A 26081-nucleotide genomic window follows, 5' to 3' on the forward strand; every position below is an offset into this window, starting at 1 on the left:
GCCTCTGCTTCACTCATCGCCCAATAGGAATTGACCACCTCAGAGAGGAGGGGACGGATGCCACTGCCGCCACTGTCCCGACGGTCGCTGCTGCGGGCCGGGGGTGTCGGACTCGCGCTCGCCGCGACGACAGCCCTGGCCTCGTGCGCACCGCCGTCGGACCCGAAAGCCCTGAAGATCGCGTTCTTCGGGGACCAGCGCGGGGCCGACGAGCTGCGCGCCCGGCTGGAGGAGCCGGTCCGCGCGCTCGACCCGACCATCCGGCTGGAGATCAACGCGACACCGGGCACCGACTGGAACGAGTTCTTCGCCAAGCTGCTCACGCAGATCGCCGCGGGCAGCCGCCCCGACATCGTGAGCGTCGCCACCGAGGGCGTCCAGCTCATGGCCGGGCGCGGCCTGGCCGCACCGCTGGACGAGTACGTCACGCGCGACCTCGACGAGCTGCGCGACTACTTCGACGACGTCTCCCCCGCGCTGGTCGAGGCGATGATGTACGACGGCAGCCTGTTCCTGCTGCCGCTCGACTACAACGCCGGGAACATGTACTACAGCCCGCTCCTGTTCGAGCAGGCGGGCCTCGACCTGCCCGACCCGAACTGGACCGTCGACGACTTCTACGACGCCGGCCGGGCCCTGGCCCGCATCCCCGACATCAACGCCTACGACTGGGTCGTGCGGCTGTGGGGCAGCTGGACCTCGTTCCTCTACGCGAACGACGGCAATCTGCTCGCCGAGGGCCGCTCCCCCGGCGGCGCGTGGCTGTGGGACGCCGCGTACGCGGGCAACCCGGCGGCCGCCGGCCGCGGCGGCGGCTGGGCCTGGGGCGATCCCGTGGCCAACTCCCCCGCCGCGGTCGAGGCGCTCGAGCTCATGATCGAGCTGCGCAAGGAGGGCATCTCGCCCTCGCCCGACGTCGGCGGCGGCCAGACCTCGCAGGCCCTGTTCGCCGCGGGCCGGGTCGGGATGAGCGTGGGCGGCGGCTTCTGGGCCGGCGGCCTGCACAACGCGGGTATGGCGCCCGGCTCGTTCGACGTGCAGTACTTCCCGCGCTGGAAGTCGCAGCGGCACCTGTTCGGCACGGCCGGCTACGCGATCCTGGAGACGTCCGACAAGAAGGACCTGGCCTGGGAGGTCGTCAAGCGGCTGACCTTCCCGGACGCGTTCGACGTGCTGTTCCCGGGCAACGTGACCACGCCCGCGCGGCAGTCCCTGTCGACCGCGAAGCGGTACGAGAGCACCGGCCCCGAGCACTGGGACGTCTTCAGCACCACGCTGACCGAGTTCCCGGAGACGGCACCGATCCCGGCCCCGATCTACTTCAACGCCCTGTCCACCGCGCTCAACCAGCGCACCACCGAGGCCATCGCCACCGGCGACGCCCGGGCCGCCCTCGACGGGCTCCAGATCGACCTGGAGACGGCCGCGGGAGCCGTCGGATGAGCGCCGTCACGCCCACGCGGCGTCCCGCACCCGCCCGGCCCGCCGACCTCGTCCGGCGGACGCCCGCCGCGCGCCGCAGCCGCCGGGCCGAGGCCGCGTTCGGCTTCGGCATGATCGGCCTGGCCGGGGCGGCGATCCTGTTGTTCACGATCGGCCCGATCCTGGCCTCGTTCGGCCTGTCGTTCTTCGCCTGGGATGTCATCACGCCCCCACGGTTCGTGGGCCTGGACAACTACGCCGCGATCGGCAGCGACCAGCGCGTGGTGCACTCCTTCGGCGTCACGCTCGTGCTCGCGTTCTCGATCGTCGTGCTCCAGGTCGCGATCGGCCTGTTTCTCGCGCTGCTCGTGGACCAGCGCCGCCGGGCCTCGACCAAGGCCGTGTTCCGCACCGTGTTCTACCTGCCGCTGCTGGCGTCCACGGCTGCCGTCTCGATCTTCATGACGTACATGTTCAACGAGCGGTTCGGCGTCGTGAACTACTACCTGCGCCTGCTCGGCGGCAGCGGCGTGCCGTGGCTGACCAGCGACGCCGGCGCCGTGGTGACGATCGTCTTCGTCGCGGTCTGGCAGTCGGTCGGGTTCACGTTCGTGCTGTTCGTGGCCGCACTGGCCGGGCTCCCCCGCGACGTCATGGAGGCCGCCGAGATCGACGGCGCCGGGCCGGTGCGCTCGCTGCTGCGGATCAAGCTGCCGCTGATCAGCCCCACGGTCTTCTTCGCGTGCGTGATCGGCCTGATCAACGCGATGCAGCTGTTCGACCAGGCCTTCATCATGACCAAGGGCGGGCCGGGCACGGCCACCACGACCATCACGATGGTCATCTACCAGACGGCGTTCCAGAACCTGCAGTTCGGGTACGGCTCAGCCATCTCCATGGTGCTCTTCGCGGCGCTCATCGCGCTCACCGGACTGCAGTTCACTCTCTCCCGGAGGCTGGTGTTCTACTCGTGACCGCTCCCTCGTACACCCGGTCGTCCCTGCTCGAACGATCCTCCCTCACCCGCCGCATCGGCCGGGGAGCGGGCCTCGTCGTCCTGATCCTCGCCGCGATGGTCGCCTTCGGTCCGTTGCTGTGGACGCTGACGACGTCGCTGCGCGAACCCGCCGAGTCGTTCACCAACCCGCCGGTCTGGCTCCCGCTGGAGCCCGACTTCTCCAACTACGCGGCCGTGTTCGGCGAGGTGTCGCTCGGCCGGTTCTTCCTGAACAGCGTGATCGTCACCGGCCTCATCGTCGGCGCGCAGATCATCACCTGCACCCTGAGCGGGTACGCGTTCGCCATGGTGCGCTTCCCCGGGCGCGGCGCGATCTTCGCGCTGTTCCTGGCCACCATGATGGTGCCCGTCCAGACCACGATCATCCCGGTGTTCGTGCTGATCAGCCGCATGGGACTGTCCGACAGCCTGGCGTCGCTGATCCTCCCGGCCGTCGGGAGCGCATTCGGCACGTTCCTGATGCGGCAGTACTTCCTGCAGATGCCCGTGGAGCTCGGGGAGGCGGCTCGGGTGGACGGCGCGTCCCGCTTCCAGGCGTTCCGCCTGATCTACGCCCCGATGGCGACGCCGGCCATGGCCACGCTCGCAATCCTCGCGTTCACCGGGTTCTGGGCGGAGTTCTACCGGCCGCTGATCTTCCTGCAGTCGCAGGAGAACTTCACGCTGCCGCTCGGGCTCGTCACCCTCCAGGGCACCTTCGGCACGGGCAGCATCTCGGTCGTGCTGGCGGGCGTGATCCTGTCCATGATCCCGAGCGTCATCCTCTTCGTCGTCGCGCAACGGCGGTTCGTCGAGGGCATCACCGCGGGCTCGTTCCGCTGACGGTCGGCCCGGCGTCGTCCGACGACGACGCCGGGCTGCGCCCGGCCGGAGCTCCCCCGCGGGACGTTGTCAGACGACGACGGCGTCACCCGCGGGGCGGCCCGACCGAACCGCGCTCGACCAGGTGCACGTCGAGCGCGACGGGCTCGCGCCCGCCGTCGCCGACCCCGGCCCCGCGCTCGATCTCGTCCAGGATGATGCGCGACGCCTCGGCGACCTTCGCGGGCATGTTCTGCGCGATCGTGGTCAGGCCCGGCGTGGTGTACCGGGCGAAGTCGAGGTCGTCGAACCCGATCACGGACACGTCGCCGGGCACGGACCCGCCGGCCTCCGCGATGCCCGCCATGATGCCGACGGCGAGGTGGTCGGCCGTGGCGAACACCGCGGTCACACCGGGGTGGTCGTGGCGCAGCCGCAGGCCCAGGCGCCGCCCGTCCTCGAACGAGGTGAGCACCTCGACGGCGCCGACGTCGTCCGGGTCGAGCCCCGCCGCCAGGCAGGCCTCGCGGAACCCGGCCCAGCGCTGCCCGACGACACCCATGCCCTGGTAGGGCGGGCCGGCGAACAGCACGCGACGGTGCCCGGCGACGGCCAGACGCTCCCCGGCCAGGCGGCCGCCGCCGTGGTCGTCGCTGCGCACGCCGATGGCGCGCGGGTTGGCGGAGTAGCTGTCGATGGCGACGACCGGCACGGCGTCGACCCGGAGCCGGTCGATCTGCTCGTCCGGGAACTCGACGAGCGCCACGCCGTCGAGCGACCAGCCGCGGACGGTCTGCGCCACCTGGTCCTCGTGCTCGATGCCGCGCAGCAGCACGTGGTAACCGTGATGGCGCAGGTGGGTCTCCATGCCACCGACGACGGCGACGGTGTGCGGGCTGACCAGCAGGCTGTTGTTCTCCCCCACCGGCACGAGCGCCGCCACGATGTGCGAGCTGTTCGCCGCGAGGCTGCGCGCCGGGATGTTCGGTACGTAGCCCAGCCGGGCCGCGATGCCCAGGACCTTCTCGATCGTGGCGGGCGAGACGCGGGCGCGCTTGCCGTTCATCACGTTCGAGACGGTCATGACGCTGACGCCGGCCTCGTCCGCGATGTCGCTCAGTCGCGTGGTCACGCGCACCTCCCCCGTCGGCATCCGGCTCCAGCCGCATCCTAGGTGGCCCTTGACCGGGAACTTGGCGTGGCCGTACCGTCTCAGCGGAAGTTTACCGCTAAACCTCCCCTCAGGTGCGCATCCGGTTCGAAGGAGATCCCATGCCGCGCAGTACCCAGCACCGTCCATTCCCCGCCTGGCGCAGACGCCTGGCCCTGCTGGCGGCCCTCGCGGTCGCCGGCTCCGCCCTCGTGGCCGGCGCGGCCCCGGCGGGCGCCGCGACCACCCGTTACCAGGCCGAGCAGGCCGCCCTGACCGGCGGCGCGGTCGTCGCCACCGAGCACACCGGCTACACCGGCTCCGGCTTCGTCGGCGGTTACACCGACGGCAACAAGGGCACCGCGACCAGCACGTTCGCCGTGACGGCGGCGGCGTCCGGCCCGCACACGCTGGCCCTGCGCTACGCCAACGGCACCGGCTCGGCCAAGACCCTGACTCTCCTGGTGGACGGCGCCGCCCAGCAGGTCACCCTGCCCGCGACGGCGGGCTGGACCACCTGGGCGACGCAGAGCACGGTCGTCACGCTGTCCGCGGGCAGCCACTCGGTCGCCTACCGGTTCGGCTCCGCCGACTCCGGCAACGTGAACCTCGACGCCCTCGACGTCAGCGACTCGGGCGGCAGCAGCGGGGCGGACTACGGCCCCGGGCCGACGTTCGAGGCGGAGGCCGCCACCCTCGCGGGCGGGGCCGTGACCGCAGCCGACCACACCGGCTTCTCCGGCAGCGGGTTCGTCGGCGGGTTCACGGACGGCAACGCGGGCTCGGCGTCGGTCACCTTCAAGGTGCAGGTAGCCGGCGCCGGGGCCAAGGACCTCACGGTCCGGTACGCCAACGGCACCGGCTCGGCCCGCACCCTCTCGCTGTACGACGGCGGCACGCGCCTGACGCAGCTGACCCTGCCCGCGACCGCGAGCTGGGACACCTGGGGCACCGTGACGCACACCGCGACGCTGAGCGCGGGCAACCACGACCTGCGGCTGGCCTATGCGTCGGGCGACAACGGCAACGCGAACATCGACAAGCTCGACGTCGGCACGAACGTGCCGCCGCAGCCCGCCGGGCCCGGCGAGGCCGAGAACGCCTACCGCTCCGGCAACGCGGCCGTGGCGAGCGCCACCGGCGGTTTCACCGGCGCCGGGTACGTCGGCGGCTTCACGACGGCGGGCGCGCGTGTGCTGCGCACGGTCCAGGCCGGTTCCGCGGGCACGGCGACGGCAACGATCCGGTTCGCGACACCCGCAGGCGCGCGCACGCTCGACCTGCTGGTCAACGGCCGGGTCACGGGCCAGGTGAGCTTCGCCGCGGGCAGCGGCTGGCGCACCGTCACGGCGAGCGTGCCGGTGCGGGCGGGCGTCAACACGGTGGGCCTCCGGGCGGCGGGCTCGGGTGCCGACGTGCTGGTCGACAGCATCGTCGTCTCGGGTGAGACGGACCTCGCGGCGCGCGGCGCGTCGACGTCGTACACGCAGTACGAGGCCGAGGCCGGGTCGACGACCGGGACCAAGCTGGCGCCGTCGCGCACCTACGGCACGGTGCAGGCGGAGTCGAGCGGCCGCAGCGCGGTGCGGCTGGACGCCGTCGGCGAGCGGGTGGACCTGACCCTGACCGCCCCGGCGAGCGGGCTCGTGGTGCGCTACTCGATCCCGGACAACGCGGCCGGCACGGGCCAGACGTCGCCGCTGGCGGTGTACGCGAACGGCACCAAGCTCAAAGACGTCACGCTGACCTCGGCGCACGCCTGGCAGTACGGCGAGTACCCGTTCCACAACGACCCGTCGCTCGGCGGGGCGCACCGGTTCTACGACGAGCTGCGGTTCGAGATCCCGGAGCAGCCGGCTGGCACGGTGCTGCGGCTGCAGAAGGACTCGGGCGCCGTGGCGCACATCGACGTCGACCTGGTCGAGGCGGAGCGCGTGGCGCCCGCGCTCACCGCGCCGTCGGGCGCCGTGTCGATCACGGCGCACGGCGCGACGTCGGGCGGGGGCGACGACACCGCGGCGATCACGGCGGCGGTCGCCGCCGCGAAGGCGGCGGGCGTGCCGGTCTGGATTCCCGCGGGCACCTTCCACGTGAACGACGCCGTGCGGGTCGCGGGTGTGGCCGTGCTGGGTGCGGGCCCGTGGCACTCGGTGATCGTGGGCACCGGCCGGGCGGGCGGGTTCTACGCGACCGGCGGCGGCGTCACCATCGCGGACGTCGCGATCTTCGGCTCCGCGACCGTGCGCGAGGACGCCGAGGGGCAGGCCGCGATCGAGGGCGACTTCACCAGCGAGTCGCTGCTGCAGAACATCTGGGTGCAGCACACCAAGGTGGGGCTGTGGGTGCGGCCGGGCTCGCGCGACGTGCTCGCCGTCGGGCTGCGCGTGCGCGACACGTACGCCGACGGCGTGAACCTGCGCTCGGGCGTGACCAACGCGCAGGTGACCCAGTCGACGTTCCGCAACACGGGCGACGACGCGCTGGCGATGTGGTCGGACGGCGCGGCCGTGAGCGGCAGCGTCTTCTCGTTCAACACCGTCCAGGCGCCGGCCCTGGCCAACGGCCTGGCCGTCTACGGCGGCGGGGGTGGCAACCGGGTCGAGGACAACCTCGTGGCCGACACCGTCAACGCGGCCGCGGGCATCGCGATCAGCACCCGGTTCGGCGTGCCGTTCACGGGCACCACCACGGTGGCGCGCAACACGCTGACCCGCACCGGCAGCCGCGAGCCCAACTGGCCGGCCGAGCTCGGCGCGCTGTGGGTCTACGCCGACGTGCACGCCATCGACGCGCCGATCGTGATCCGTGACCTGACCATTCAGGACAGCACCTACGCGGGCGTGCTGATGTCGTGGCAGAAGTCGATCCAGCAGGTCAGCCTCGACCGGGTGAGCATCACCGGCTCGGGCACCTACGGCATCGAGCTGCACGCGGCGGGCAGCGCCACGTTCGCGAACACGACCGTGTCCGGCTCCGGGACGGCGGGGCTGCTGAACGACATGGGGTTCGTGCTCGACCGGCTCGGGGGCAACTCGGGGTTCTGACCCGCTGACCGCTGGCACGGCCCGGGCTCACCGCGTGTGGGCCCGGGTCTCGCCGGTGTCCGGGCCGGTCGTGGTGGCGTCGGGGTCGGTCGTGGTGGCGTCGAACACCCAGTTGTGTGGCGCGCGCTTGGCCGTGTAGGCGCCCGTGGGCAGCTCGTCCTGGGCGCGGAGCATCCACTGGGTCAGGCGCCAGAGCAGGTCCGCGCGGTCGGCGGCGTGGTCCGGGTCGTCGAAGAGGTCGTGCACCTCGGTCGGGTCGGCGGCCAGGTCGTACAGCTCGCCGCTGCCGTCGCTGTGCACCACGAGCTTGAGGTCGCCCCGGCGCAGCATCCGCGAGCGCCCGCTCTGGGTGACGGTGTTGAGCTCGTCGAACGTGCGGCCCTCGTACGGGAAGTGCAGCGGCGGGCGCTCGTGGGCGCCGTAGGTGAGGCCGCCGAAGCCGCGCTCGGCGTAGACGTCGTCGAACTCGCGGGAGGTGCGTTCGGCGTCGAGCAGGAGCGGGGCGAGGCTGCGACCGGTGACGCCGTCGGGGATCGGGGCGCCCACCAGCTCGGCGAGGGTGGGCAGGAGGTCCACGATCGAGACGAGCTCGGGCCGGGTGCGGGCGGCGACCGGGCCGCCGCTGAGGAAGAACGGGATGCGCATCAGCACCTCCGGCAGGCCGGCGCCCTTGCGCTGCAGGCCGTACTCGGCCACGTAGTCGCCGTGGTCGCTGACCATCACGACCAGCACGTCGTCGCCGAGCGTGGCCCAGACGTGCTCCATGAGGCGGCGCACCTGGTCGTCCAGGAGGCGGAGCTGGCCGCAGTAGGTGGCGCGGTAGCGGGCGCGCTCGTCGTCGTACCCGGGGCGTTTCTCCTCGACGAGGTCCCGGAGCCAGGCCCAGTGCCCGCCCTTGGCGGCGGCGACGTCGGGGCCGTGCAGGCGCTCCGGGATCTCGTCGGTGTCCCACAGGCTGAAGTACGGCTCGGGGACCTGGTAGGGATTGTGCGGCTCGGGGAAGGAGACCCAGAGGAAGGTGGGCTTGTCGGGGGCGTCGGACCTGCCGCGCGGGCGGGCCGGCGCGCTGCCGGACGCCTGTGTGCCGGACGCGGCGCTGCCGGCCGCCTCGGTGACGGCCTCGATCGCGTCCGACACGATGCGGTACGGGAGGGAGTCCTCCAGCGGGAACGGCGTCGGCTCAGGAGCGACGCCGTGGTCGAGCTCGTCGAGCCAGCGGTCGAACGCCGCGTGCCCCTCTGTGTGCTGCGGCCCGCCGGTGTGCCAGTACGGCCCGCGGTAGGCGTCGAAGTCGTCGGGGCCGCGGTGCATGTGCGGCTTGCCCGCGAAGATGCGGTGGTAGCCCGCCTCGCCGAGGACGTCCAGCAGGTCGCGCTCGTAGCGTGCCGAGCCGGGCGTGCTGTTCTGGGTCACGCCGTGCGCCGACGGGTAGCGCCCGGTCAGCAGGCTCACCCGGGCCGGCACGCACAGGGGTGAGCTGGTGTAGCCGCGCTGGAAGTCGGTGCCCCGGCGCGCGAGCTCGTCGAGGAACGGCGTGGTGTCCACCGGGAACCCGGAGCGGGCTGACAGGTCCGCCCGGTGCTGGTCGGTCATGATCAGGACGATGTGCGGCGGGGTCGCCGGCCCTGCCGTGTCCTTCGCCGTGTCGGCTGCCATGTGTTCCCCTCGCATGCTTCCCCTCGCGGTGGTTCTGCTCGCGGTGGTCTCCTCGCGGGACGGCACGACGTCGTGGGGCGCGGCACCAGGCCTTGCCACGATGCAAGCCGATCGGCCCGCACACTATCCAGTAGGCTTGCCGCGATGCAACAGCAGCGCCGCTGAGCAGGTCGGACACGGCTTTCGCGAGCGCGGCGGTTCGGTGCGGACGCTAAGGAGGCCACCGTGGGTCGACGCGAGGACGTCGCCCGTCTCGCGGGTGTCTCGCCGCGCACCGTGTCGAACGTCGTGAGCGGCGCGGTCAACGTCGCCGCCGGCACCCGCGAGCGCGTGCTCGCCGCCATCGAGGAGCTCGACTACCGACCGAGCGAGATCGGCCGGATGCTGCGCTCCGGCCGCACGGGCATGGCCGCGCTCGTGGTGCCCGACCTCGACAACCCCTACTTCGCGGAGCTGGCCCGCAAGCTCATCGAGGCCGCCCGGCACCACGGGTACACCCTCATGATCGAGCAGACCGACGGCGACCGGGACCGCGAGCGCGAACTGATCGCGCGCGCCGACACCAAGGCCGTGTTCGACGGCCTGATCGTGAGCCCGCTCGGCCTCACCGACGACGACCTGACCCGGTCGTCACGCACCCAGCGGCCCGTGGTGCTGCTCGGCGAGGAGCCGCACCCGGGCTTCGACCACGTACACATCGACAACTTCGCGGCCGCACGCGACGCCGTCGAGCACCTGCTGGCCACCGGCCGGCAGCGAGTGGTTGCTGTCGGTGCGCAGAAGGCGGAGGGGTCGTCCAGCGGGCTGCGGCTCGCCGGCTTCGAGGCCGCGATGGGCGCGGCACCGCATGCCTCGGCCGACGTCGCGTATGTCGACGCGTTCACCCGGCGCGGCGGAGCCGACGCGACCCGCGCCCTCCTGCGCGGACGCACCCTGCCCGACGCCCTCTTCTGCTTCTCCGACCTGCTCGCCCTCGGCGCGCTGCGAGCGCTGCACGAGGTGGGGATCTCCGTGCCCGAGCAGGTCGCCGTGGTCGGCTTCGACGACATCGAGGACGGCCGCTACGGCAACCCCAGTCTCACGACGATCTCGCCCGACAAGGAGGCGATCGCGCAGGCCGCCCTGGACGCCCTCGTGCGCCGGGTCGGCGGCGACGGCAGCAACGCGGTGCGCGTCATCGCACCGCACCGGCTGGTCGAGCGCGAGAGCACCAGGGTGGGCGGCGCCTAGTCACGCCCCGGTCGGCGTGGGCACCTCCTCGCCCGGCACCCCGTCGACCAAGGCCACGCTGTCCGGCGCCGCATCGTCCGGCGCCGCGTCGTCCGGTGCCACGACACTCGCGTCCAGCCGCAGCGCCGCGACGAGCTCGCGGTAGAGCTCGTCCGACGCCAGCAGCTCCGTGTGCCGGCCCGTCGCCCGGACCCGGCCGCGCTCCAGCAGCACGATCTGGTCGGCGTCCATGACGGTCGAGATCCGGTGGGCGATGGTCACCACGGCACCGGTGCTCGCGACGTCCCGGATCGCCTCGGCCAGCGCCGCCTCGGTCAGGCCGTCGAGCTGCGCCGTCGCCTCGTCGAGGAGCAGGATCTCCGGCCGGGCCACCAGCGCCCGCGCCACGGCGACCCGCTGCCGCTCGCCACCCGAGAGCTGCGACGCGCTCACCTCCGTGTCCAGCCCGTCGGGCAGCACCGCGACCCGCTCGGTCAGCCGGAGGGCGTCGACCGCGGCCCAGATCTCGGCGTCGGTCGCGCCCGGCGCGGCGTAGGCCAGGTTCTCGCGCAGCGTGCCCGGCACGATCGGGGTGTCCTGCTCCACGTAGGCGATCCGGGACCGGATCTGGTCCGTGGTCAGCCCCGGGTAGGGTCGCCCGTCGAGCTCGACGTGCCCGCCGTCCGGGCGGAGGAACCGGAGCAGGAGCGACATGATCGTCGTCTTGCCCGCTCCCGAGGGACCGACGATCGCCGTGTGCCCGCGCCGCGGCACATCGATGCTCACGCCGTCGAGCGCCGGCGGCCTGGCGGCGTCCGCGGTGTCGTACCGGTAGGTGACGTCGTGCAGCCGCACCAGGGGTGACTCGGCGTCCGCGCCCGGCACGGTGCCGGAGCCCCGCGCCGCGCCGTCCTCGCCGGTCACCGCGACCGCCGCGGCGTCGTCCTCGGCCTCCAGCGCCATCTCCTCGACCTCGCCGATCCGCGCGGCGGCCGCGAGCCCGGACTGCAGCGACGTCAGCGACATCGTCAGGAGCATGACCGGCATCATGAGCTGGAACACGTACAGCAGGAACGCCACGAGAGTGCTCACGGTGATGGCCTCGGTCGAGACGCGCCACGCCCCGACGCCGAGCAGCAGCATGACCGCCAGGTTCACCGCGACACCGGTGATGGTCCAGGACACGTTCTCCAGCTTGACCGCACGGATACCGCTGCGCGCCGACGCCTCGGCGTGCGCGGAGACCCGGCCGGTCTCGCGCGACTCCGCCCGGGCCGACTTCACGGTCCGCAGCGCACGGATGACGCCCTCGAGGCGCCCACCGAGCGCACCCACGTGCTCCTGCGCCTCCTGCTGCGCCCGGGACAGCCGCGGCATGAGGGCGACCACGCTGATGCCGGCCAGGACCAGGACGGCGACCGTCACGCCGAGCAGCACGACGTCGAGGTAGGCCATGAGCGCGATCGCGCCCACGAGGCCGATCACGCCGTTGACGAAGTTGACCACGCTGGACGTCGTCGCCTCGCGGATGAGCAGGGTGTCGGAGGTGACGCGGGTGACGAGCTCGCCGGGCTGGCGGGCGGTCACCTCGGGGACGCGGGCGTGCAGCAGGTGGCGGACCAGCCCGGTGCGGGCCGCGAGGATGATCCGCTCGGCCAGCGTGCCGAGCATGATGCCCTGGACCAGGCCGACGACCGTCCCGGCGACGAGCAGCACGGCGAGGACCGTGATCGGCGTGGCCAGGGACGCGGACGTCTCCAGCCCGTCGAGCACCGCCTTGGTCACCAGCGGCGTCGCGAGCTCGGTCGCGGTGCCGACCGCGCCGAGGAGCAGCGCCACCACCAGCACCGCCTTGTGCGGGCGGGCATAGGCCCACAGTGCGCGGACCTTGTCCCGGGTGCTCCGCCCGGCCGGCGCACCGGCCTGTGGCCTCTCGTCTGACACGTCACCGCTCCGTCCGCTCGTGGTTCGCTCGCTCCGACCCGGCTCTACAGCCGCGCTCCATTCTGCGACACCACTGTCGCATTTCGCAACCGTATTGTGTCAACCGGTGCAGCGGCCTACCCTCGGCCTGTGACGACGACCGAGCAGAACGAGCGCGGGGCACGCGCCCGCACGAGGTCCGCGGTGCTGGACGCGGCGGCGGCCCTGTGGGCGCACGACTTCTCGGCGTCGCTCAGCGCCATCGCCGAGCGCGCCGACGTCAGCCGCTCGACGCTGCACCGCTACTTCACCGACCGCCAGGCGCTCATCGACGCGCTGCTGCTGGACTCGCTGGCCCGCCTGGAGACGTCCGAGGACGGCTCCACGACGGCGCTCCCGGCGATCGAGGTGCTCGAGCACTTCCTGCGCGCCGGGGTCGGGATGGGCGACCGGGTGATCTTCCTGTTCGCGGACCCGAACAGGTTCGAGGGCAACCCCCACTGGTCCGCCGACGACGGCGACGAGGAGATGCGCGCGCTCGTGGACCGGGCGCGCGCCGAGGGGGCGATCGGGGTCGGCATCCCGACGTCGTGGGCCCTCAACCTGTTCTACGCGCTGCTCTACACCGCGGCCGAGGTGAGCAACCAGGACCTGCCGCGGCACGTCGCGGCCGACCTTGCCGTGCAGTCGTTCCGGCGCAGCGTGGCGCCCTGACCCGGGCGAGTGTCGCCGCCCAGGTCAGGGGCCGGTTCACAGGCCCGGTTCGCGGGCCCGGTTCAAGCATCTCGTTCAGCGCGGCGCGTCCGACAACGGCACGGCCGCCGGCCGCTCGCACCGGCTCTCGACGGCGACCGCCGTTCCGGTGTCCGCCGCCGCGAGCAGCGCGGTCATGATCTCCAGCACGTGGTAGGCGAGCTCGCCGCCGGCCCGCGCGGGCACGCCGTCCGGCGTCGTCGCCAGGTCCGCGACGCCGTAGCCGCGGCCCGCGTCCCGGTAGCCGGCGCTGGGCGGCAGGGTCTGCCAGGAACCGCCGAGCTCGTGCAGCTCGACGTCGCCGTCGAACTGGTTCGGGTCGGGGACCACGAGCGAGCCGGCCTGGCCGTGGACCTCGATGTTCGAGGCGCGCGTGGCGACCGAGTCGAAGCTCATCACCAGGGTCGACAGCGCGCCCGAGACGTGCCGGAGCACCCCGGTCACGTGCGTGTCGACGTCCACGGGAACGGTCTCGCCCGCCCGCGGGCCGGAACCGATGGTGCGCGTCGCGCGCGTGTGGCTCGCGGCGCCGACCACCGACTCGACCGGGCCGAGCAGCGTGACCAGCGCGGTCACGTAGTACGGGCCCATGTCCAGCAGCGGGCCGCCGCCGGGCTGGTAGTAGAAGTCGGGGTTCGGGTGCCAGCGCTCGTGGCCCGGCGTCGTCATCGTGGCGGTCGCGGCGACCGGGAGGCCGATCGCGCCGTCGTCGATGGCCTTGCGCGCGGTCTGGATGCCCGTGCCGAGCACCGTGTCCGGCGCGCAGGCCACCCGCACGCCGGCGGCCCGCGCGGCGTCGAGGACCTCGCGGGCCTCCGCCGGCGTGACGGCGAGCGGCTTCTCGCCGTACACGTGCTTGCCGCCCGCGATGGCCCGCAGGGCGATCTCGGCGTGGGCCGCGGGAATCGTGAGGTTGAGGACCAGGTCCACCTCCGGGTCCGTCGTCAGCTCTGCAACGGTCAGGGCGCGGACGCCCTGCTCGGCCGCGACGGTCTTCGCGCGGTCGGCATCGAGGTCGGCCACGGCGACGAGGCGGACGGCGTCCAGCCGCTCGAACGTGGTCAGGTACTGGCCGGCGATCGCCCCGACCCCGACGATCCCGACCCTCAGCGGCTGGCCCACAGGATTCCCCTCTCGATGACGGTGCGGACGTTCGGGTCGTCGACGACGGCGAGCTCGTGGCCCGGCGTCGAGACGAAGATGCGGCCCGCACCCCACTGGCGGGTCCAGATCGCGGGGCACGTGACCGGCCGGTGCCACGGGTCGAAGTCGCGCGCGGCGAGCGTCGTGGTCGCCAGCACGTCGTTGTACTCGTCGGACAGCACCCAGTACTGCTCGGTCGTCAGCTCGAAGTCGGAGAGCCCGGCGACGATCGGGTGGTCGGCGCGCTCCGGCACGATGTCGATGGTGTGCCGCAGGAAGTTGTCGGCGGCCTCCCCCGCCAGCTCCGCGCGCGGCGCCTTGGGCGGGTGGGTGGCGAACTGGCCGCCGATGAGCTGCAGGTAGTCGGAGCTGTTGCGGTAGGAGTCGGCGATGCCGCCGTGCCACCCCGCCAGCCCCGTGCCCGCCGCCACCGCCGCGATCAGGCCGCTCAGCTCGGCGCCCTCGATGGTGCTCATCGTCACCGTCTGGACGATGACGTCGACGCCGGCCAGGTAGTCGGCGTCGGCGTACACCGCCGTCGAGTCCTCGACCCGGACCTCGTACCCGTGCTCGGCCAGGAACGGGAGGAACGAGTTCGTGGTCTCGACGGGCTGGTGCCCGGTCCACCCTCCGCGCACGACCAGTGCGCGTTTCGTGCTCGACGTCGTCGTCATAGATGCTCCGCTCCAGAAAGTTGCGCAACTCGTGGCCCAATGAGTGCCAGCGCCCCTTTGATACACGAGGACTTTTGCCGGATCAACCCCCAATAAGTTGCGCAACTTTTGCCGCGGTCGCTACGGTCGCGACATGCCGAACCCTCGCCGGACCACGCTCGCCGACGTCGCGCAGGCGGCCGGGACGACGGTGCCCACGGTCTCCAAGGTGCTCAGCGGCCGGTCGGACGTCTCCACGGGCACCCGCGACCGGGTCATGCGCATCGTCGCGGAGCTCGGGTACCGCGGCAGGTCCGGGAGGGACGCCGCGCCGCGGGCCGAGAGCTCGCTCGTCGACCTCGTGCTGAGCGGGATCGAGGGAACGTGGGCGAACCGGGCGCTGAGCGGCGTGGAGCAGGCCGCCGAGGAGGCGGGTCTCGACGTCGTCGTCTCCGTGGCCCGGCCGCCCGACGACGCCTGGCTCACCCGCCTGCTCGCGCGACGTCCGCGCGGCGCCGTGCTCGCCCTGGTCGACACCAGCGTCGAACAGCTCGCGGCGCTCGCCGCCGCGCGGGTGCCGATCGTGCTGCTGGACCCGGTGCGGCAGCCGCCGTCGTCCGTCGCGAGCGTGGGCGCGGCCAACTGGGCCGGCGGGCGGGCCGCCGCCGAGCACCTGCTGGCCCTGGGGCACCGGCGGTTCGGGATCCTGGCCGGGCAGCGCACCCACCTCTACAGCCAGGCCCGCATCGACGGGTTCCGTTCCGCCGTCACGCAGGCAGGTCTCGACCTGCCCGACGACCGCGTGGTGCACACCGACTGGCGGCGCGAGCGCGCCACGGAGCAGGCCCTCGACCTCCTCCGGGGTGGGACGCCGCCGACGGCAGTCTTCGCGTGCTCGGACACCATCGCGCTCGGCGCGTACGACGCCGCCGCCGCGCTCGGGCTGCGCATCCCGGAGGACGTCAGCGTGGTCGGCTTCGACGACCTGCCCGAGGCGCGCTGGCTCAGCCCCGCCCTGACCACGGTGCACCAGCCCATCGCCGAGATGGGCGGGGCCGCGCTGCGCATGCTGCTGCGGATCAGCGGCGGCGTGGTGCAGGAGGCGCCGCGGGAGGAGCTCGCGACGCGGCTCGTGGTCCGGGGGTCGACGGCGACCGTCTCGGTGTCACAGCACTGAGCGGTACCCGGTCATGGGGGCGTGACCTCGAACATCACCGTCCCCCTCGACACCCACACCATCGCCGTCCAGCACGAGAACGCCGTCGTGAACCAGCGCTACCACGTCGCCGGGAGCGGCCCCGTGTGCGTCGTCCACCCGGGCGGGCCCGGGATCGGCTGGGACTACCTGCGCATGCCCGAGCTGGAACGGACCATGACCATGGTGTACGTCGAGCCCGTCGGCACCGGGGCCTCGGGCCGGCTCGCCGACGTGCGCGGATACAACCTGGCCACGTACACCCACTTCCTGCACGCGGTGGTGGAGGACCTGGGACTGCCGCAGGTCATGGTGCTCGGCCACTCCCACGGCGGGTTCGTGGCCCAGCGCTACGCGCTCGACCACCCCGACCGCGTGGCCGCGCTGGTCCTGTTCGACACCTCCCCCGTGACCGGCGACGACTTCTGGTCGACGGCGGTCGCGAACATGGAACGGTTCGCGGAGCGCCACCTCGCCGAGCACCCCGAGGTGGCTGGTTACGTCGCGGGCCTGACGGGCCGGCCCGAGCCGTCCGACGACGAGGGCGCGACGGAGGTGCTGCGCAGGATCTCGCCGACCTACTTCCACGACTACTGGGGCCACGAGTCCGACTTCGCCGCGGGGCGCAACGCCCTGCGCATGTACGCGGCCCCTGCGTGGGGCGAGGGCCCGGCCTTCGACGTGCGGGAGGAGCTGCCCGCACTCACGATGCCCACGCTGGTGCTGGTCGGCGACGACGACTTCATCTGCGGTCCGCGCTGGGCCCGGATGATCCATGAGGCCGTGCCGCACTCGCGACTGGCGATCCTCGACCGGACGGGGCACCTCGGCCACATCGAGAGCCCCGGCCAGGTGACGGCGGCGGTCGCCGAGTTCGTCGCCACGGTGGGCGACGGGACCGCCTCGTGAACTGATCCGGCACGGACAGCGACCTGCCCGAGCGGGTATCAGCCGCCCGGGCAGTCGCTGTCGCCGCCCGAGAACTCGGCGCAACCGGACCACGGGGTGTACGAGGGCTCGACGTCGGGGCTCGACACCTCGAACGACGGCACCGCGCACAGGATCACGACGGCGAGCGCGACGAAGGCCGCCGGACCGTGCCAGAGGTAGATCCAGCTGGCCTCGCGCCGCCAGGCGCTGACCATGGTCCAGACGACCGCCGGCACAACGATCAGGGCGACGACGGCATAGGTGACGCGGTTCGCGGAGACCGGCGTGCTGCAGCTGTCCCAGAAGCAGCCCTGGGCGGTGAACCAGTTGCCGACGAGGACCGGGACGCCGAGGGCGATCACGACGGCAGCAACCGCTTCGAGCGCCGGCATCCCTGAGGCCTTGGCGTCCTGGCGGAAGGTGCTGGCGGCCGGCATGGGCTGACTGTACTGGTCAACGCCGTTCTGAGCCGCAAGGATGGGGCCGCACGGGTTGTCGGGGACCAATGAGGGTCAGGGCAGCATCGACCGGTTGTCGCCGGGCGACGTGCCGAGCCGGAGGCACTCATGACGGACGCTGTGGCACCACGAGACGCGGCCTCGACAGAGGCGTGGGAACACCGGCCGATGCTCTCCGCGAGCGACAAGGGGTCGCGGATCACCTGGCTGGCCCCGGGCCGGTCCCCCGGACCCGTCACGCCTCGGGTGCAGGTCGGGGTCCTGCTGTGCCTCATCGCCTGGACCGCCGCGACGGTCGCCGGCTCGTCGGTGCTGTGCGGCGCGACCTCGACCGAGTGCACGCCGGGCATCGGCCAGGGCTGGCTGATCGGTGGGGCGCTGGTGCTCGGCTACCTGGCGGTTCTCGCGACGGTCGACCTGGGCGAGCGGGCGCAGGACCACTTCGGGCAGCGGCGGGCCGCGTCGATGTTCTACCTGGCGCCGCTGCTGACCGGCATCACTGTGGGCGCGGCGGCCGGGGCGGACCTCGCGCTGGGCGCCGACCAGCGTGTGCACCAGGTGCTCGACGGCGTGCCCGGCACCGAGGCGGTCCTCGTGTCGGCCGTCGTCGCGATGCTCGCGGCTCTCTGGGGTGCTGTCGTCGTGGTGCGCCTCCCGGGCGCCCTGCGCCTGGCCCGACGGCGTCAGGAGACGATCGCGCGGCTCCGGCGCGACGGACAGCGCTACACCGGCCGGCTCACGCTCGGCGGGGTCCGCTTCTGGCTGCACAGCGACCCCGAGCTCGATGTCACCGTCACCTACGACTCGCCGGCAGGACGGCACACGGTGGCTGCCCGGATGCGGACCTCGCCCGACCGGGTCCCCCGGACCGGAAGCAGCATCGTCGTGCTCACCGACCTGCGGGGCGCCGTCCACCTGGAGCTCGACCTCGACGCCGGTCCTGTCTACGAGCCGGAGCAGCGGTACGCGCCGAGCGAGTGACGGCATGCTCGCTCTGGTCGGGCACAGCCCCCGAGGTGGGGTAGTATTTCCGTCGGCCCCAAGGGGCCAAACCCGGTAGCCTTGGGCATGCTCAAGAACACCGCGGGCTGTGGCGCAGCTTGGTAGCGCACTTGACTGGGGGTCAAGGGGTCGCAGGTTCAAATCCTGTCAGCCCGACAGTGTGATGTCGCAGGACATCGGAATGGCCGGACCTACGAAATCGTAGGTCCGGCCATTGTCATTTCCGGGCTGGTCCGGGTGGCCGGCCGGTGGGTTGGTAGTCCTTGGTCGGGTCCAGGACCGTCGCGGAGGTTCTCGCCGGTCGCGGCGTCGATGATCTGGATGTCGAGGTCTTCGGCCAGGATCAGGACGTAGGTTCCTGCGTAGGTTCGTCCGATGCCGATGTGGTGCAGGCGCCCGGCGTGGCACAGGGTGACGGTCCCGGCCTTGTTGACGCGGTCTTCGCGGACCCGGTCGTGGGTCTGTTGCGGTCGTTCGGTGTCCGGGACGGCTTTGAGCCAGGCGGTGTAGGCCGTCGCGGGATTGGCCCGATGGCGCAGCAACTGCAGCTGGGCGAGCCTGGTCGGCTGGGCGGGTTGCGAGCGCGGAGCCATTTCTTCATCGTCTGCTGGAAGCGTTCGACCTTGCCGCAGGTCGTGGGGTGGCCGGGCCGGGAGTTCTTCTGTGTGATGCCGACGCGGAGTGCGGGTCGTCGGCAGCTGATCCATGGTGGAGGCAAGACATCGTGCCGACCGGAGGAGCGACCATGCCGAAGCGAGACCCCGGACCGAGTGTCAAGGACAAGAAGCTGTACGAGAAGCTCCGCGACGAGGGCAGCTCCAAGGAGAAGTCCGCGCGGATCGCGAACGCCGCCGCGAACACCTCCCGCAAGAGCGTGGGCCGCAAGGGCGGCAAGTCCGGCGACTACGACGACTGGACCGTGGAGAAACTGCGCAAGCGCGCTGCCGAGATCGGCATCGAGGGCCGCTCCACGATGCGCAAGAGCGACCTGATCAAGGCACTTCGTTCCCACTGACCCGACAGACCGACCCGACAGGAGATTCATGAAAGCGCTGTTCCTGAGCTGCACCCTGAAGCCCTCCCCCGCACCGTCCAACACCGAGTCCCTGGCCGACGTTGTGGCGTCCGCCCTGCAGGAACGGGGCGTGGCGGTCGACCGGCTCCGGCTCACGGACCTGTCCGTGCCGCCGGGCGTCGAGACCGACCTCGGCGACGGCGACGACTGGCCCGCGGTCCACGAACGCCTCCTGGACGCAGAGATCCTCGTCGTCGTCACCCCGACCTGGCTCGGCCGGCCCTCGTCGGTGGCCCAGCGGATGCTGGAACGCATGGACGCGATGCTCTCCGAGACGTCCGCCGACGGCACACCGGTCGCCTACAACCGCGTCGCCGGCGTGGTGGTCACCGGCAACGAGGACGGCGCACATCACGTGATCTCCGAGATCAGCGGGGCGCTCGGCGACATCGGATACACCGTGCCCGGCCAGGCCTGGACCTACTGGAACCAGGGCCCCGGCCCAGGACCCGAGTACCCGGACACCGACCACGGCCACGAGTGGTCCCACAGCACCGGGCGGCTGATGGCGCACAACCTGCACGCCGTCGCCTCGGCACTCGCCGCGCACCCCGTGCCGCCCCACGAGGACTGAACCCGGCCCGGTCCCCGGGCCCGCCGACGAACGCGCCGGCGACCGGGAGAGATCGTGGGCACGCTGAGAACTACCGACCGAACTGTCAACCCGGTGGTCATCGGCGCCGGGCCGAACGGGGCTGGTGGCCGCCAACGCAATGGTCGACGCAGGCTGGGACGTGCTGGCGCTCGAGGAGCAGGACACTCCCGGCGGCGCCGTGCGCACCGCGGCGGGCCTAGAGACCTTCGACGCGAACGACGGCACGGGCGACGGCGCGGCGTGGTTGGCGCTGTTCGCGCAGTAGAGCAGGGGTGCGCGACCCAGGGCCCGGCGGACCTGGAGGCAGCCGACCGCAACCTCGTCGGCGGCGCGGTCGACGGCGGGACGTCGTCCCTGCACCAAGAGCTGTTCTTCCGGCCTACGCCCGGTCTCGGCCGGCCCGAGACGCCAATCGACGGGCTGTACCTGGCGCTCTTGACGGACAGCGGGCTGCCGCAGGTGGAGAAGAACGCGTGCTCGGCCCCGACGGCGTCTGCCATCAGCTTTTGCGCCTCGGCCAGGACGCCCTGGGACTGGCGTCGGTCGTCAAGGCCGTTGAGCATCAGCACGTCCGAGGCGAACACGCCTGCGCCGACGACGTCGACGACGCGGGGTCCGCTCCTCGGCCCTGGCCGTGAGCCGGTGGACCGAGGACGACGTCGTCGCGGCGACGGAACTCCTGCAGTGCCTCGAGCACCGGTGCGCGTGAGTGGTCCATGTCGCCTCTTGTGTCAGGTCGTCGGCTACGAGTACTGCCGTCGTGGTGCGGCGTCGTCCATGAGGAACGAGCGCGACGCCGCGCCTTGACGTTAGGACGGCGAGTCCCCGCTCGCACGTACAGGTCGCGGTGCCCTGGTCCGGTGCCGTCAAGCCATGGGAATCGTCGCCCTGGCCCTGGGCATCGACCCCGAGGGGGCGCCGATGGCCCGCGGGTGCGAGCGGGAGACCGGCGATGCAGCATCAAAGTGCGCCCACCTTCCACCCGAGGAGGCACGGATGACGACGACCCCCACCACCCCGCCCATGGACCCCGGCTCGTCGGAGGCGACCGAGCGCCAGCTGCAGCTGGCCGTCGCCCAGGGAGATGCCTACCGGCGCGCCCTCGACCACATGGCGCAGGACGTCGCCAAGACGGCGGGGACGAAACAGGTCGGCGACTACCTGGTCGGCTACGCCATCGAGGACGCCGAGGGCATGTACCAGGTGCAGGACGGCGAACTGGTCTGGCAAAACCCCGGTGACGCGAACACGCACGTGGAGGTGATCGTCTGCGACGCGGCCGACGGGCGCTTCGTCCCCGGCTTGGACGTGAGCGCGACCCTCGTGACACCCGGCGGGAAGGAGCTCGGGCCCTTTCCCCACGAGCTGGTCTGGCACCCGATGCTCTACCACTACGCCCGCAACTGGGAGCTCCCGGAGGACGGCGACTACACCCTGCGCGTGCACGTCGACCCGCCGCCCTTCATGCGGCACGACGAGATCAACGGACGGCGGTTCGTCTCACCGGTCGATGTCGAGTTCTCCGGGGTCGGTATCGAACGTGGTGCCGAACCGGTCGACCCACCGAGCTGACCGACCCTACGGCGACGATGCAGGAGAGGAACGAGCATGTCAGAGTTCACCGGCCCGAAGGGGCCTATCCGTGACGTGACGACCGGGATGACGGTCCTCGACGCCGACGGTCACGAGCTGGGTACCGTCGACGAGGTGCACCTGGCCGACGCCGGCGCCGTCACCGGCGCCGGCCAGACGCCCGAGACGGCCGAGACGGCCGACAGCGTGCTGACGTGGATCGCCCGGGCGTTCGGCACCGACAGTGGAATGGACCAACAGGCCCAGGAACGCCTCGTGCGTCTCGGGTTCGTCCGGGTCGACAGCAAGGGGCTGTTCTCAGGACATCGCTACGTCGAGGCCGGCCAGATCGGTTCCGTCACCGGCGAGCAGGTGCGGCTCACAGTGTCGGCAGACGAGCTGCTCAGGTGAGCTGGTCGACGCACGCCGTGATCGGCGCCGAACGGCCCGTACTCGGGCTCCGCCCGGCCGCGGTGTCGAATCGTGCCGGACGGTCGTGACAAGTGTGCTCGCCCCGTTCGCGGCCGTCAGCTACCGAGCCGGCGGGGCGTGGCGGTGGCGCCAGGTCCTGGGCCTGGGGCGCGTGGCGCGTCCTGAAAGGACTCCGGGCGGACGGCCTGTTCGTGGGCGTGATGTCGAACCGGTCCGACGTCAGGCGGGGTCACCTGACCGTCGCCCAGGTGGACACCGTGGACCGGCAGGCGCGCCGCGCGTTGGGCCGGGTCGACACCTGGCAGCTCTGCCCGCACGCACCAGGAGAGGGCTGCACGTGCCGCGAGGCGGAGGCCGGGCTGGCACTTCGGGCCGCGGCGGAGCTGGGGGTGCTGCCCGCCGAGTGCCTCGTGGTGGGAGACGCCCGCGGCGGCATCGGTGCGGCGGTCACCTCCGGCGCGCGGAGCTTCGTCATGCCGAGAGGCAGGGTCTAGGGCGCAGGCGGGCGCCGTCCCGCACGACGCCTGTGGGGATGCGGGTGACCGGACGCCGGGTGAGCCTGGCGGTCATGCCGACCCCGCCGCGCTTCCTCGTCGCCCTGCATCGCCGCTGGTCACGCCACCCGCGCTGGGCGCTGGCGATCAAGGGCTCGCTCGCGGCGTCGCTGGCGTGGGTCGTCGCGGTGCTCGCACCGGCGCCGTTCTCCGAGCAGCCGTACTACGCGCCGCTCGGGGCGATCATCGCGATGTCGAGCACGGCGGTCAGTTCGGTGCGGCAGTCCGCCCAGGCGACCGGCGCAGTGCTCGTCGGGTGCCCGACAGACTCACCGCCGTCGGACTGGCCGACCGACCTCGACTCGTCCGTGTCCAACCATCGTTCGAGCTCGGCCGGGGTCATGTTCACGGCGTCGTCGAACTCGTCGCTCATGAGTCGTCGTCCAGCGCGGACGGCTTGTGCACCGCGTCCTTGCCGGTCTTGTCGCTGCGCACGCGGTACCGCGGGTCGCCCTCCGAGGCCCGGACCGTCCGGCCTGCGGCCTCGGTGTCCTCGGTGATCTCTTCGACCACCCCGCCGTGCACCGTCTGCCCGTGGCTCGACCAGGTCACCTCGTCGCCCTTGCGGGGCTTCTTCTCACCCATGAGCCCACTGTGTGCCGCTCGCCTGCGACTCGCACGACAGTTGACTGCGCGGCGCAGCCCTCGTCCGACATGCGGGTGGAGCGGCCCCGGGTGAACGTGGAGGGGCCGTCGCGCCCCGCGACGGCCTGCACGTTCAGGACCACCGGCGCGACGTCGAGGAGGACTCTCATGCGATCACTCACACGGCAGGGCCAGGAGCAGGCCGGCGGCCGGGCCGGCAGGGAGACCGTATGAGCGCCGCCACGGTGGCGGACGACCTGGTCTCGCGGCTGGTCGACTGGGGCGTCGAGCGGGTGTTCGGGTACGCGGGCGACGGCGTCGACCCGTTGCTGGCCGCTCTGCACCGGCAGCAGGACCGCATCCAGCTGGTCACTGCGCGCCACGAGGAGATGGCCGCCTTCATGGCGACGGGCCACGCGAAGTACGGGGGCGGTACCGGCGTCTGCCTGGCCACCCAGGGGCCCGGCGCCATCCACCTGCTCGAAGGCCTCTACGACGCGAAGCTGGACCGCAAGCCGGTCGTGGCGATCGTCGGACAGGTGGTGCGCACCGCGCTGGGCTCCGGCTACCTGCAGGAGGTGGACCTGCAGACTCTCTTCAAGGACGTCTGCGCGCAGTACCTCCAGGTGGTGTCCGCACCCGACCAGCTCCCGCACGTGCTCGACAACGCCTTCCGCACGGCGCAGGCCACCTCCAGCCCGGTCTGCGTCGTGGTCCCGCACGACGTGCAGCAGGCCGATGCGCCTGCACGCGACCAGCAGGAGCACGGGATCGTGCAGTCGTCGACCGCCTACTCGGCCGGGCGGTTGCTCCCGGACGAGGACAGCCTGCGGGCGGCGGCCGACGTGCTCGGGTCGGGCGAGCGGGTGGCCGTCCTGATCGGCCAGGGCGCCGCCGGGGCGGAGCGCGAGGTGCGCGACGTCGTCGAGCGCCTCGGCGCAGGACTGACGACGTCGCTGCTCGGCAAACCCCTGCTCGACGAGTCGCTGCCCTACCACTGCGGGGTCATGGGGCACCTGGGCACCACGGCCTCCGCCGAGCTCATGGCGGGGTGCGACACCCTGCTCGTGGTGGGCAGCAACGACCCGTGGACCGAGTTCTACCCCGCGCCCGGGCAGGCCCGCGCCGTGCAGATCGACGTCACGCCCCGCAACATCGGCACCAAGTACCCCGTCGAGGTCGCCCTCACGGGCGACGCCGCCGCGACGCTCACCGCGCTCGCTCCCCTGCTGCCCGCACGCGCCGGCTGGCGGGCGGACGTCGAGCGCGCAGTGTCCGCCTGGCGTGACGTCGCCGACCGCCGGGCCGCCCAGCGGCCCGCGCGGCTCAACCCGCAGCACGTCGTCCGCGAGCTGTCGCCGCACCTGACCCGCGACGCGCAGGTGGCCGTGGACGTGGGCTCCGTGACGTACTGGTACGCCAGGTTCCTGCGGCTGCCGCCGGGCGTGCCCGCGCACCTGTCGAGCACCCTGGCCTCCATGGGCTCCGCGATGCCGTACGGGATCGCGGCCAAGCTGCTCCACCCGGACCGCCCGGTGGTGGCACTGGCCGGGGACGGCGCGATGCAGATGAACGGGCTGTCGGAGCTGATCACGGTCGCGGACCGGTGGCGCGACTGGGCCGACCCACGGTTCGTGGTCCTCGTGCTGCACAACGGGGACCTCGCGGAGGTCACCTGGGAGCAGCGCGAGATGGAGGGCGATCCCCGGTTCCCGGCCTCGCAGCGGGTACCGCCCTTCCCGTACGCCCGCTACGCGGACCTGCTCGGCCTGCGCGGGCTCCGCGTGGAGGAGGCCGGCCAGGTCGGCGAAGCCTGGCAGCAGGCGCTGGCCGCCGACCGGCCGGTCCTGATCGAGGCGGTGGTTGACCCTGACGTCCCGCTGCTACCGCCTCGCCGGCCCGAGTCCACGGTGGAACGCACCCTGGCGGGCCTGGAGCAGGAGCCGGACCCGGATCAGGCACGCGCCCTGCTGTCGGAGCAACGAGACGACGAGAAGCGAAAGGGGTCCCGATGAACCAGGACAACGCCTTCCCCGCCCAGCAGCAGGAGCCGCCTGGCACGACGGGCCGGATGGACCCGGAGCCCGACCACGGCGAGGCCAGCTATGTCGGCAGCGAGAAGCTGGTGGGCTACAAGACGCTGGTGACCGGTGGCGACTCCGGCATCGGGCGCGCGGTCGCCATCGCGTTCGCACGCGAGGGTGCCGACGTCGCGATCTCGTACCTGCCCGAGGAGGAGCAGGACGCGCGCGCCACCCAGGAGCTGGTGCAGGCCGCCGGACGGCGCTGCGTGCTGCTCCCCGGGGACCTGCGCGACGAGGCCACGGCCCGCGAGGTCGCGCACCGGGCCGCCGGTGACCTGGGCGGACTCGACGTGCTGGTCAACAACGCGGGTTACCAGATGGCACGGCGCGAGACCGTGGCCGAGGTGACCACCGACGACCTCGACCGGGTGCTGAAGACGAACCTGTACGCCCTGTTCTGGGTGACGCAGGCCGCGCTCGACCACCTGCGCGAGGGGGCGGCGATCATCAACAACTCGTCGATCCAGGCCTACCAGCCGTCCACGTCGCTGCTCGACTACGCGGCCACCAAGGCCGCGATCAACAACATCACGGTGAACCTCGCGGCCGAGCTGGGCCCGCGCGGCATCCGGGTGAACGCCGTGGCACCGGGGCCGATCTGGACCCCGCTGCAGCCCGCGACCCAGCCCGAGGAGAAGATCACCGCGTTCGGCGCTGACACCCCGCTGGGCCGGGCCGGGCAACCCGCCGAGGTGGCACCGGCGTTCGTCTACCTCGCCTCGCCCGTGACGGCGTCGTACGTCTCCGGGACGGTGCTCGGCGTCACGGGCGGCAAGCCGGTCTTCTGACACCGCTACGACCTCGCGACACCGGGGCACGCCTCCGGA

General features: G+C 72.4%; 25 protein-coding genes, 1 tRNA gene and 1 pseudogene. 18 read left to right on the forward strand and 9 right to left on the reverse strand.

Features of this window, described 5'->3' with window-relative positions:
* Positions 1-57: 57 nt before the first annotated feature.
* The 3 genes from ACZ7LE_RS24555 to ACZ7LE_RS24565 are packed head-to-tail and all read left to right on the forward strand — an operon-like array spanning position 58 to position 3262.
* Complete coding sequence (locus tag ACZ7LE_RS24555; RefSeq protein ID WP_470405838.1) at positions 58-1443, forward strand: ABC transporter substrate-binding protein; 1386 nt, start codon at positions 58-60, stop codon at positions 1441-1443.
* The gene (locus ACZ7LE_RS24560; RefSeq protein WP_470405839.1) at positions 1440-2396 is read left to right on the forward strand and encodes a carbohydrate ABC transporter permease; all 957 of its coding nucleotides are present in this window, start codon (positions 1440-1442) and stop codon (positions 2394-2396) included. The genes ACZ7LE_RS24555 and ACZ7LE_RS24560 overlap by 4 nt, the downstream gene beginning before the upstream one ends.
* Positions 2393-3262: a carbohydrate ABC transporter permease gene (locus ACZ7LE_RS24565; protein WP_470405840.1), complete on the forward strand. Its 870-nt coding sequence runs from the start codon at positions 2393-2395 to the stop codon at positions 3260-3262. Before ACZ7LE_RS24560 ends, ACZ7LE_RS24565 begins: the two co-directional genes overlap by 4 nt.
* Positions 3263-3347: 85 nt before the next feature.
* On the opposite strand, the gene ACZ7LE_RS24570 is transcribed toward ACZ7LE_RS24565, so the two are convergent.
* Positions 3348-4373 carry a LacI family DNA-binding transcriptional regulator gene (locus ACZ7LE_RS24570; protein ID WP_470405841.1) on the reverse strand — a complete coding sequence of 342 codons (1026 nt, stop codon included), beginning with the start codon at positions 4371-4373 and terminating at the stop codon, positions 3348-3350.
* Positions 4374-4513: 140 nt separating this feature from the next.
* Between ACZ7LE_RS24570 and ACZ7LE_RS24575 the strand changes: the two genes are divergently transcribed.
* Positions 4514-7435 (forward strand): CBM35 domain-containing protein, encoded by a 2922-nt coding sequence (locus ACZ7LE_RS24575; RefSeq protein WP_470405842.1) that lies wholly within the window; start codon positions 4514-4516, stop codon positions 7433-7435.
* Positions 7436-7462: 27 nt separating this feature from the next.
* Here the strand turns inward: ACZ7LE_RS24575 and ACZ7LE_RS24580 are convergent, their stop codons facing one another.
* Positions 7463-9091 (reverse strand): sulfatase-like hydrolase/transferase, encoded by a 1629-nt coding sequence (locus tag ACZ7LE_RS24580; RefSeq protein WP_470405843.1) that lies wholly within the window; start codon positions 9089-9091, stop codon positions 7463-7465.
* A 225-nt stretch (positions 9092-9316) separates the two neighbouring features.
* Between ACZ7LE_RS24580 and ACZ7LE_RS24585 the strand changes: the two genes are divergently transcribed.
* Positions 9317-10321 carry a LacI family DNA-binding transcriptional regulator gene (locus ACZ7LE_RS24585; RefSeq protein WP_470405844.1) on the forward strand — a complete coding sequence of 335 codons (1005 nt, stop codon included), beginning with the start codon at positions 9317-9319 and terminating at the stop codon, positions 10319-10321.
* Here the strand turns inward: ACZ7LE_RS24585 and ACZ7LE_RS24590 are convergent, their stop codons facing one another.
* Positions 10322-12244 (reverse strand): ABC transporter ATP-binding protein, encoded by a 1923-nt coding sequence (locus ACZ7LE_RS24590; protein WP_470405845.1) that lies wholly within the window; start codon positions 12242-12244, stop codon positions 10322-10324.
* A 129-nt stretch (positions 12245-12373) separates the two neighbouring features.
* Between ACZ7LE_RS24590 and ACZ7LE_RS24595 the strand changes: the two genes are divergently transcribed.
* A complete protein-coding gene (locus tag ACZ7LE_RS24595) occupies positions 12374-12937 on the forward strand; it encodes a TetR/AcrR family transcriptional regulator (RefSeq protein ID WP_470405846.1) in 564 nt (187 codons plus the stop codon).
* Between the two features lie 75 nt (positions 12938-13012).
* Here ACZ7LE_RS24595 and ACZ7LE_RS24600 read toward each other — a convergent pair whose 3' ends face one another.
* Together ACZ7LE_RS24600 and ACZ7LE_RS24605 are read right to left on the reverse strand one after the other, a co-directional pair.
* Positions 13013-14098 carry a Gfo/Idh/MocA family protein gene (locus ACZ7LE_RS24600; RefSeq protein ID WP_470405847.1) on the reverse strand — a complete coding sequence of 362 codons (1086 nt, stop codon included), beginning with the start codon at positions 14096-14098 and terminating at the stop codon, positions 13013-13015.
* Positions 14083-14793: a ThuA domain-containing protein gene (locus ACZ7LE_RS24605; protein ID WP_470405848.1), complete on the reverse strand. Its 711-nt coding sequence runs from the start codon at positions 14791-14793 to the stop codon at positions 14083-14085. Before ACZ7LE_RS24605 ends, ACZ7LE_RS24600 begins: the two co-directional genes overlap by 16 nt.
* Before the next feature lie 133 nt (positions 14794-14926).
* Between ACZ7LE_RS24605 and ACZ7LE_RS24610 the strand changes: the two genes are divergently transcribed.
* Together ACZ7LE_RS24610 and ACZ7LE_RS24615 are read left to right on the forward strand one after the other, a co-directional pair.
* The gene (locus tag ACZ7LE_RS24610) at positions 14927-15949 is read left to right on the forward strand and encodes a LacI family DNA-binding transcriptional regulator (RefSeq protein WP_470405849.1); all 1023 of its coding nucleotides are present in this window, start codon (positions 14927-14929) and stop codon (positions 15947-15949) included.
* A 21-nt stretch (positions 15950-15970) separates the two neighbouring features.
* The gene (locus ACZ7LE_RS24615) at positions 15971-16876 is read left to right on the forward strand and encodes an alpha/beta fold hydrolase (RefSeq protein ID WP_470405850.1); all 906 of its coding nucleotides are present in this window, start codon (positions 15971-15973) and stop codon (positions 16874-16876) included.
* Positions 16877-16914: 38 nt separating this feature from the next.
* Here ACZ7LE_RS24615 and ACZ7LE_RS24620 read toward each other — a convergent pair whose 3' ends face one another.
* Positions 16915-17334: a hypothetical protein gene (locus ACZ7LE_RS24620; RefSeq protein WP_470405851.1), complete on the reverse strand. Its 420-nt coding sequence runs from the start codon at positions 17332-17334 to the stop codon at positions 16915-16917.
* A 129-nt stretch (positions 17335-17463) separates the two neighbouring features.
* On the opposite strand from ACZ7LE_RS24620, the gene ACZ7LE_RS24625 reads away from it, so the two are divergent.
* Both ACZ7LE_RS24625 and ACZ7LE_RS24630 read left to right on the forward strand, forming a co-directional pair.
* Positions 17464-18336 (forward strand): hypothetical protein, encoded by an 873-nt coding sequence (locus ACZ7LE_RS24625; RefSeq protein ID WP_470405852.1) that lies wholly within the window; start codon positions 17464-17466, stop codon positions 18334-18336.
* Positions 18337-18439: 103 nt separating this feature from the next.
* A tRNA-Pro gene (locus ACZ7LE_RS24630) sits at positions 18440-18513 on the forward strand.
* A gap of 61 nt (positions 18514-18574) precedes the next feature.
* Here the strand turns inward: ACZ7LE_RS24630 and ACZ7LE_RS24635 are convergent.
* Positions 18575-19033 (reverse strand): annotated as a pseudogene (locus ACZ7LE_RS24635) (integrase core domain-containing protein); the annotation flags it as partial.
* Positions 19034-19102: 69 nt separating this feature from the next.
* On the opposite strand from ACZ7LE_RS24635, the gene ACZ7LE_RS24640 reads away from it, so the two are divergent.
* The 6 genes from ACZ7LE_RS24640 (at position 19103) to ACZ7LE_RS24665 (ending at position 22525) form a co-directional block, all read left to right on the forward strand.
* Complete coding sequence (locus tag ACZ7LE_RS24640) at positions 19103-19372, forward strand: DUF7218 family protein (protein ID WP_470405853.1); 270 nt, start codon at positions 19103-19105, stop codon at positions 19370-19372.
* A gap of 28 nt (positions 19373-19400) precedes the next feature.
* Entirely contained in the window at positions 19401-20006 is a 606-nt protein-coding gene (locus ACZ7LE_RS24645; RefSeq protein ID WP_470405854.1) for a flavodoxin family protein, read from the forward strand.
* Between the two features lie 124 nt (positions 20007-20130).
* Positions 20131-20292, forward strand: a complete 162-nt coding sequence (locus tag ACZ7LE_RS24650) for a hypothetical protein (RefSeq protein WP_470405855.1) — start codon at positions 20131-20133, stop codon at positions 20290-20292.
* A 608-nt stretch (positions 20293-20900) separates the two neighbouring features.
* Complete coding sequence (locus tag ACZ7LE_RS24655) at positions 20901-21599, forward strand: iron transporter (protein WP_470405856.1); 699 nt, start codon at positions 20901-20903, stop codon at positions 21597-21599.
* Between the two features lie 36 nt (positions 21600-21635).
* Positions 21636-22010, forward strand: coding sequence for a hypothetical protein (locus ACZ7LE_RS24660; RefSeq protein WP_470405857.1), 375 nt, complete (start codon positions 21636-21638; stop codon positions 22008-22010).
* Between the two features lie 269 nt (positions 22011-22279).
* Positions 22280-22525: an HAD family hydrolase gene (locus ACZ7LE_RS24665; protein WP_470405858.1), complete on the forward strand. Its 246-nt coding sequence runs from the start codon at positions 22280-22282 to the stop codon at positions 22523-22525.
* Between the two features lie 223 nt (positions 22526-22748).
* On the opposite strand, the gene ACZ7LE_RS24670 is transcribed toward ACZ7LE_RS24665, so the two are convergent.
* Both ACZ7LE_RS24670 and ACZ7LE_RS24675 read right to left on the reverse strand, forming a co-directional pair.
* Entirely contained in the window at positions 22749-22958 is a 210-nt protein-coding gene (locus ACZ7LE_RS24670) for a DUF3140 domain-containing protein (protein ID WP_470405859.1), read from the reverse strand.
* Positions 22955-23170, reverse strand: coding sequence for a hypervirulence associated TUDOR domain-containing protein (locus ACZ7LE_RS24675; protein WP_470405860.1), 216 nt, complete (start codon positions 23168-23170; stop codon positions 22955-22957). Before ACZ7LE_RS24675 ends, ACZ7LE_RS24670 begins: the two co-directional genes overlap by 4 nt.
* Before the next feature lie 230 nt (positions 23171-23400).
* Between ACZ7LE_RS24675 and ACZ7LE_RS24680 the strand changes: the two genes are divergently transcribed.
* Both ACZ7LE_RS24680 and ACZ7LE_RS24685 read left to right on the forward strand, forming a co-directional pair.
* Entirely contained in the window at positions 23401-25185 is a 1785-nt protein-coding gene (locus ACZ7LE_RS24680; protein ID WP_470405861.1) for a thiamine pyrophosphate-requiring protein, read from the forward strand.
* Positions 25182-26042 (forward strand): SDR family oxidoreductase, encoded by an 861-nt coding sequence (locus tag ACZ7LE_RS24685; RefSeq protein WP_470405862.1) that lies wholly within the window; start codon positions 25182-25184, stop codon positions 26040-26042. The genes ACZ7LE_RS24680 and ACZ7LE_RS24685 overlap by 4 nt, the downstream gene beginning before the upstream one ends.
* Positions 26043-26081 lie beyond the last annotated feature (39 nt).

The sequence above is a fragment of the Promicromonospora sp. NPDC110617 genome, assembly GCF_055598465.1.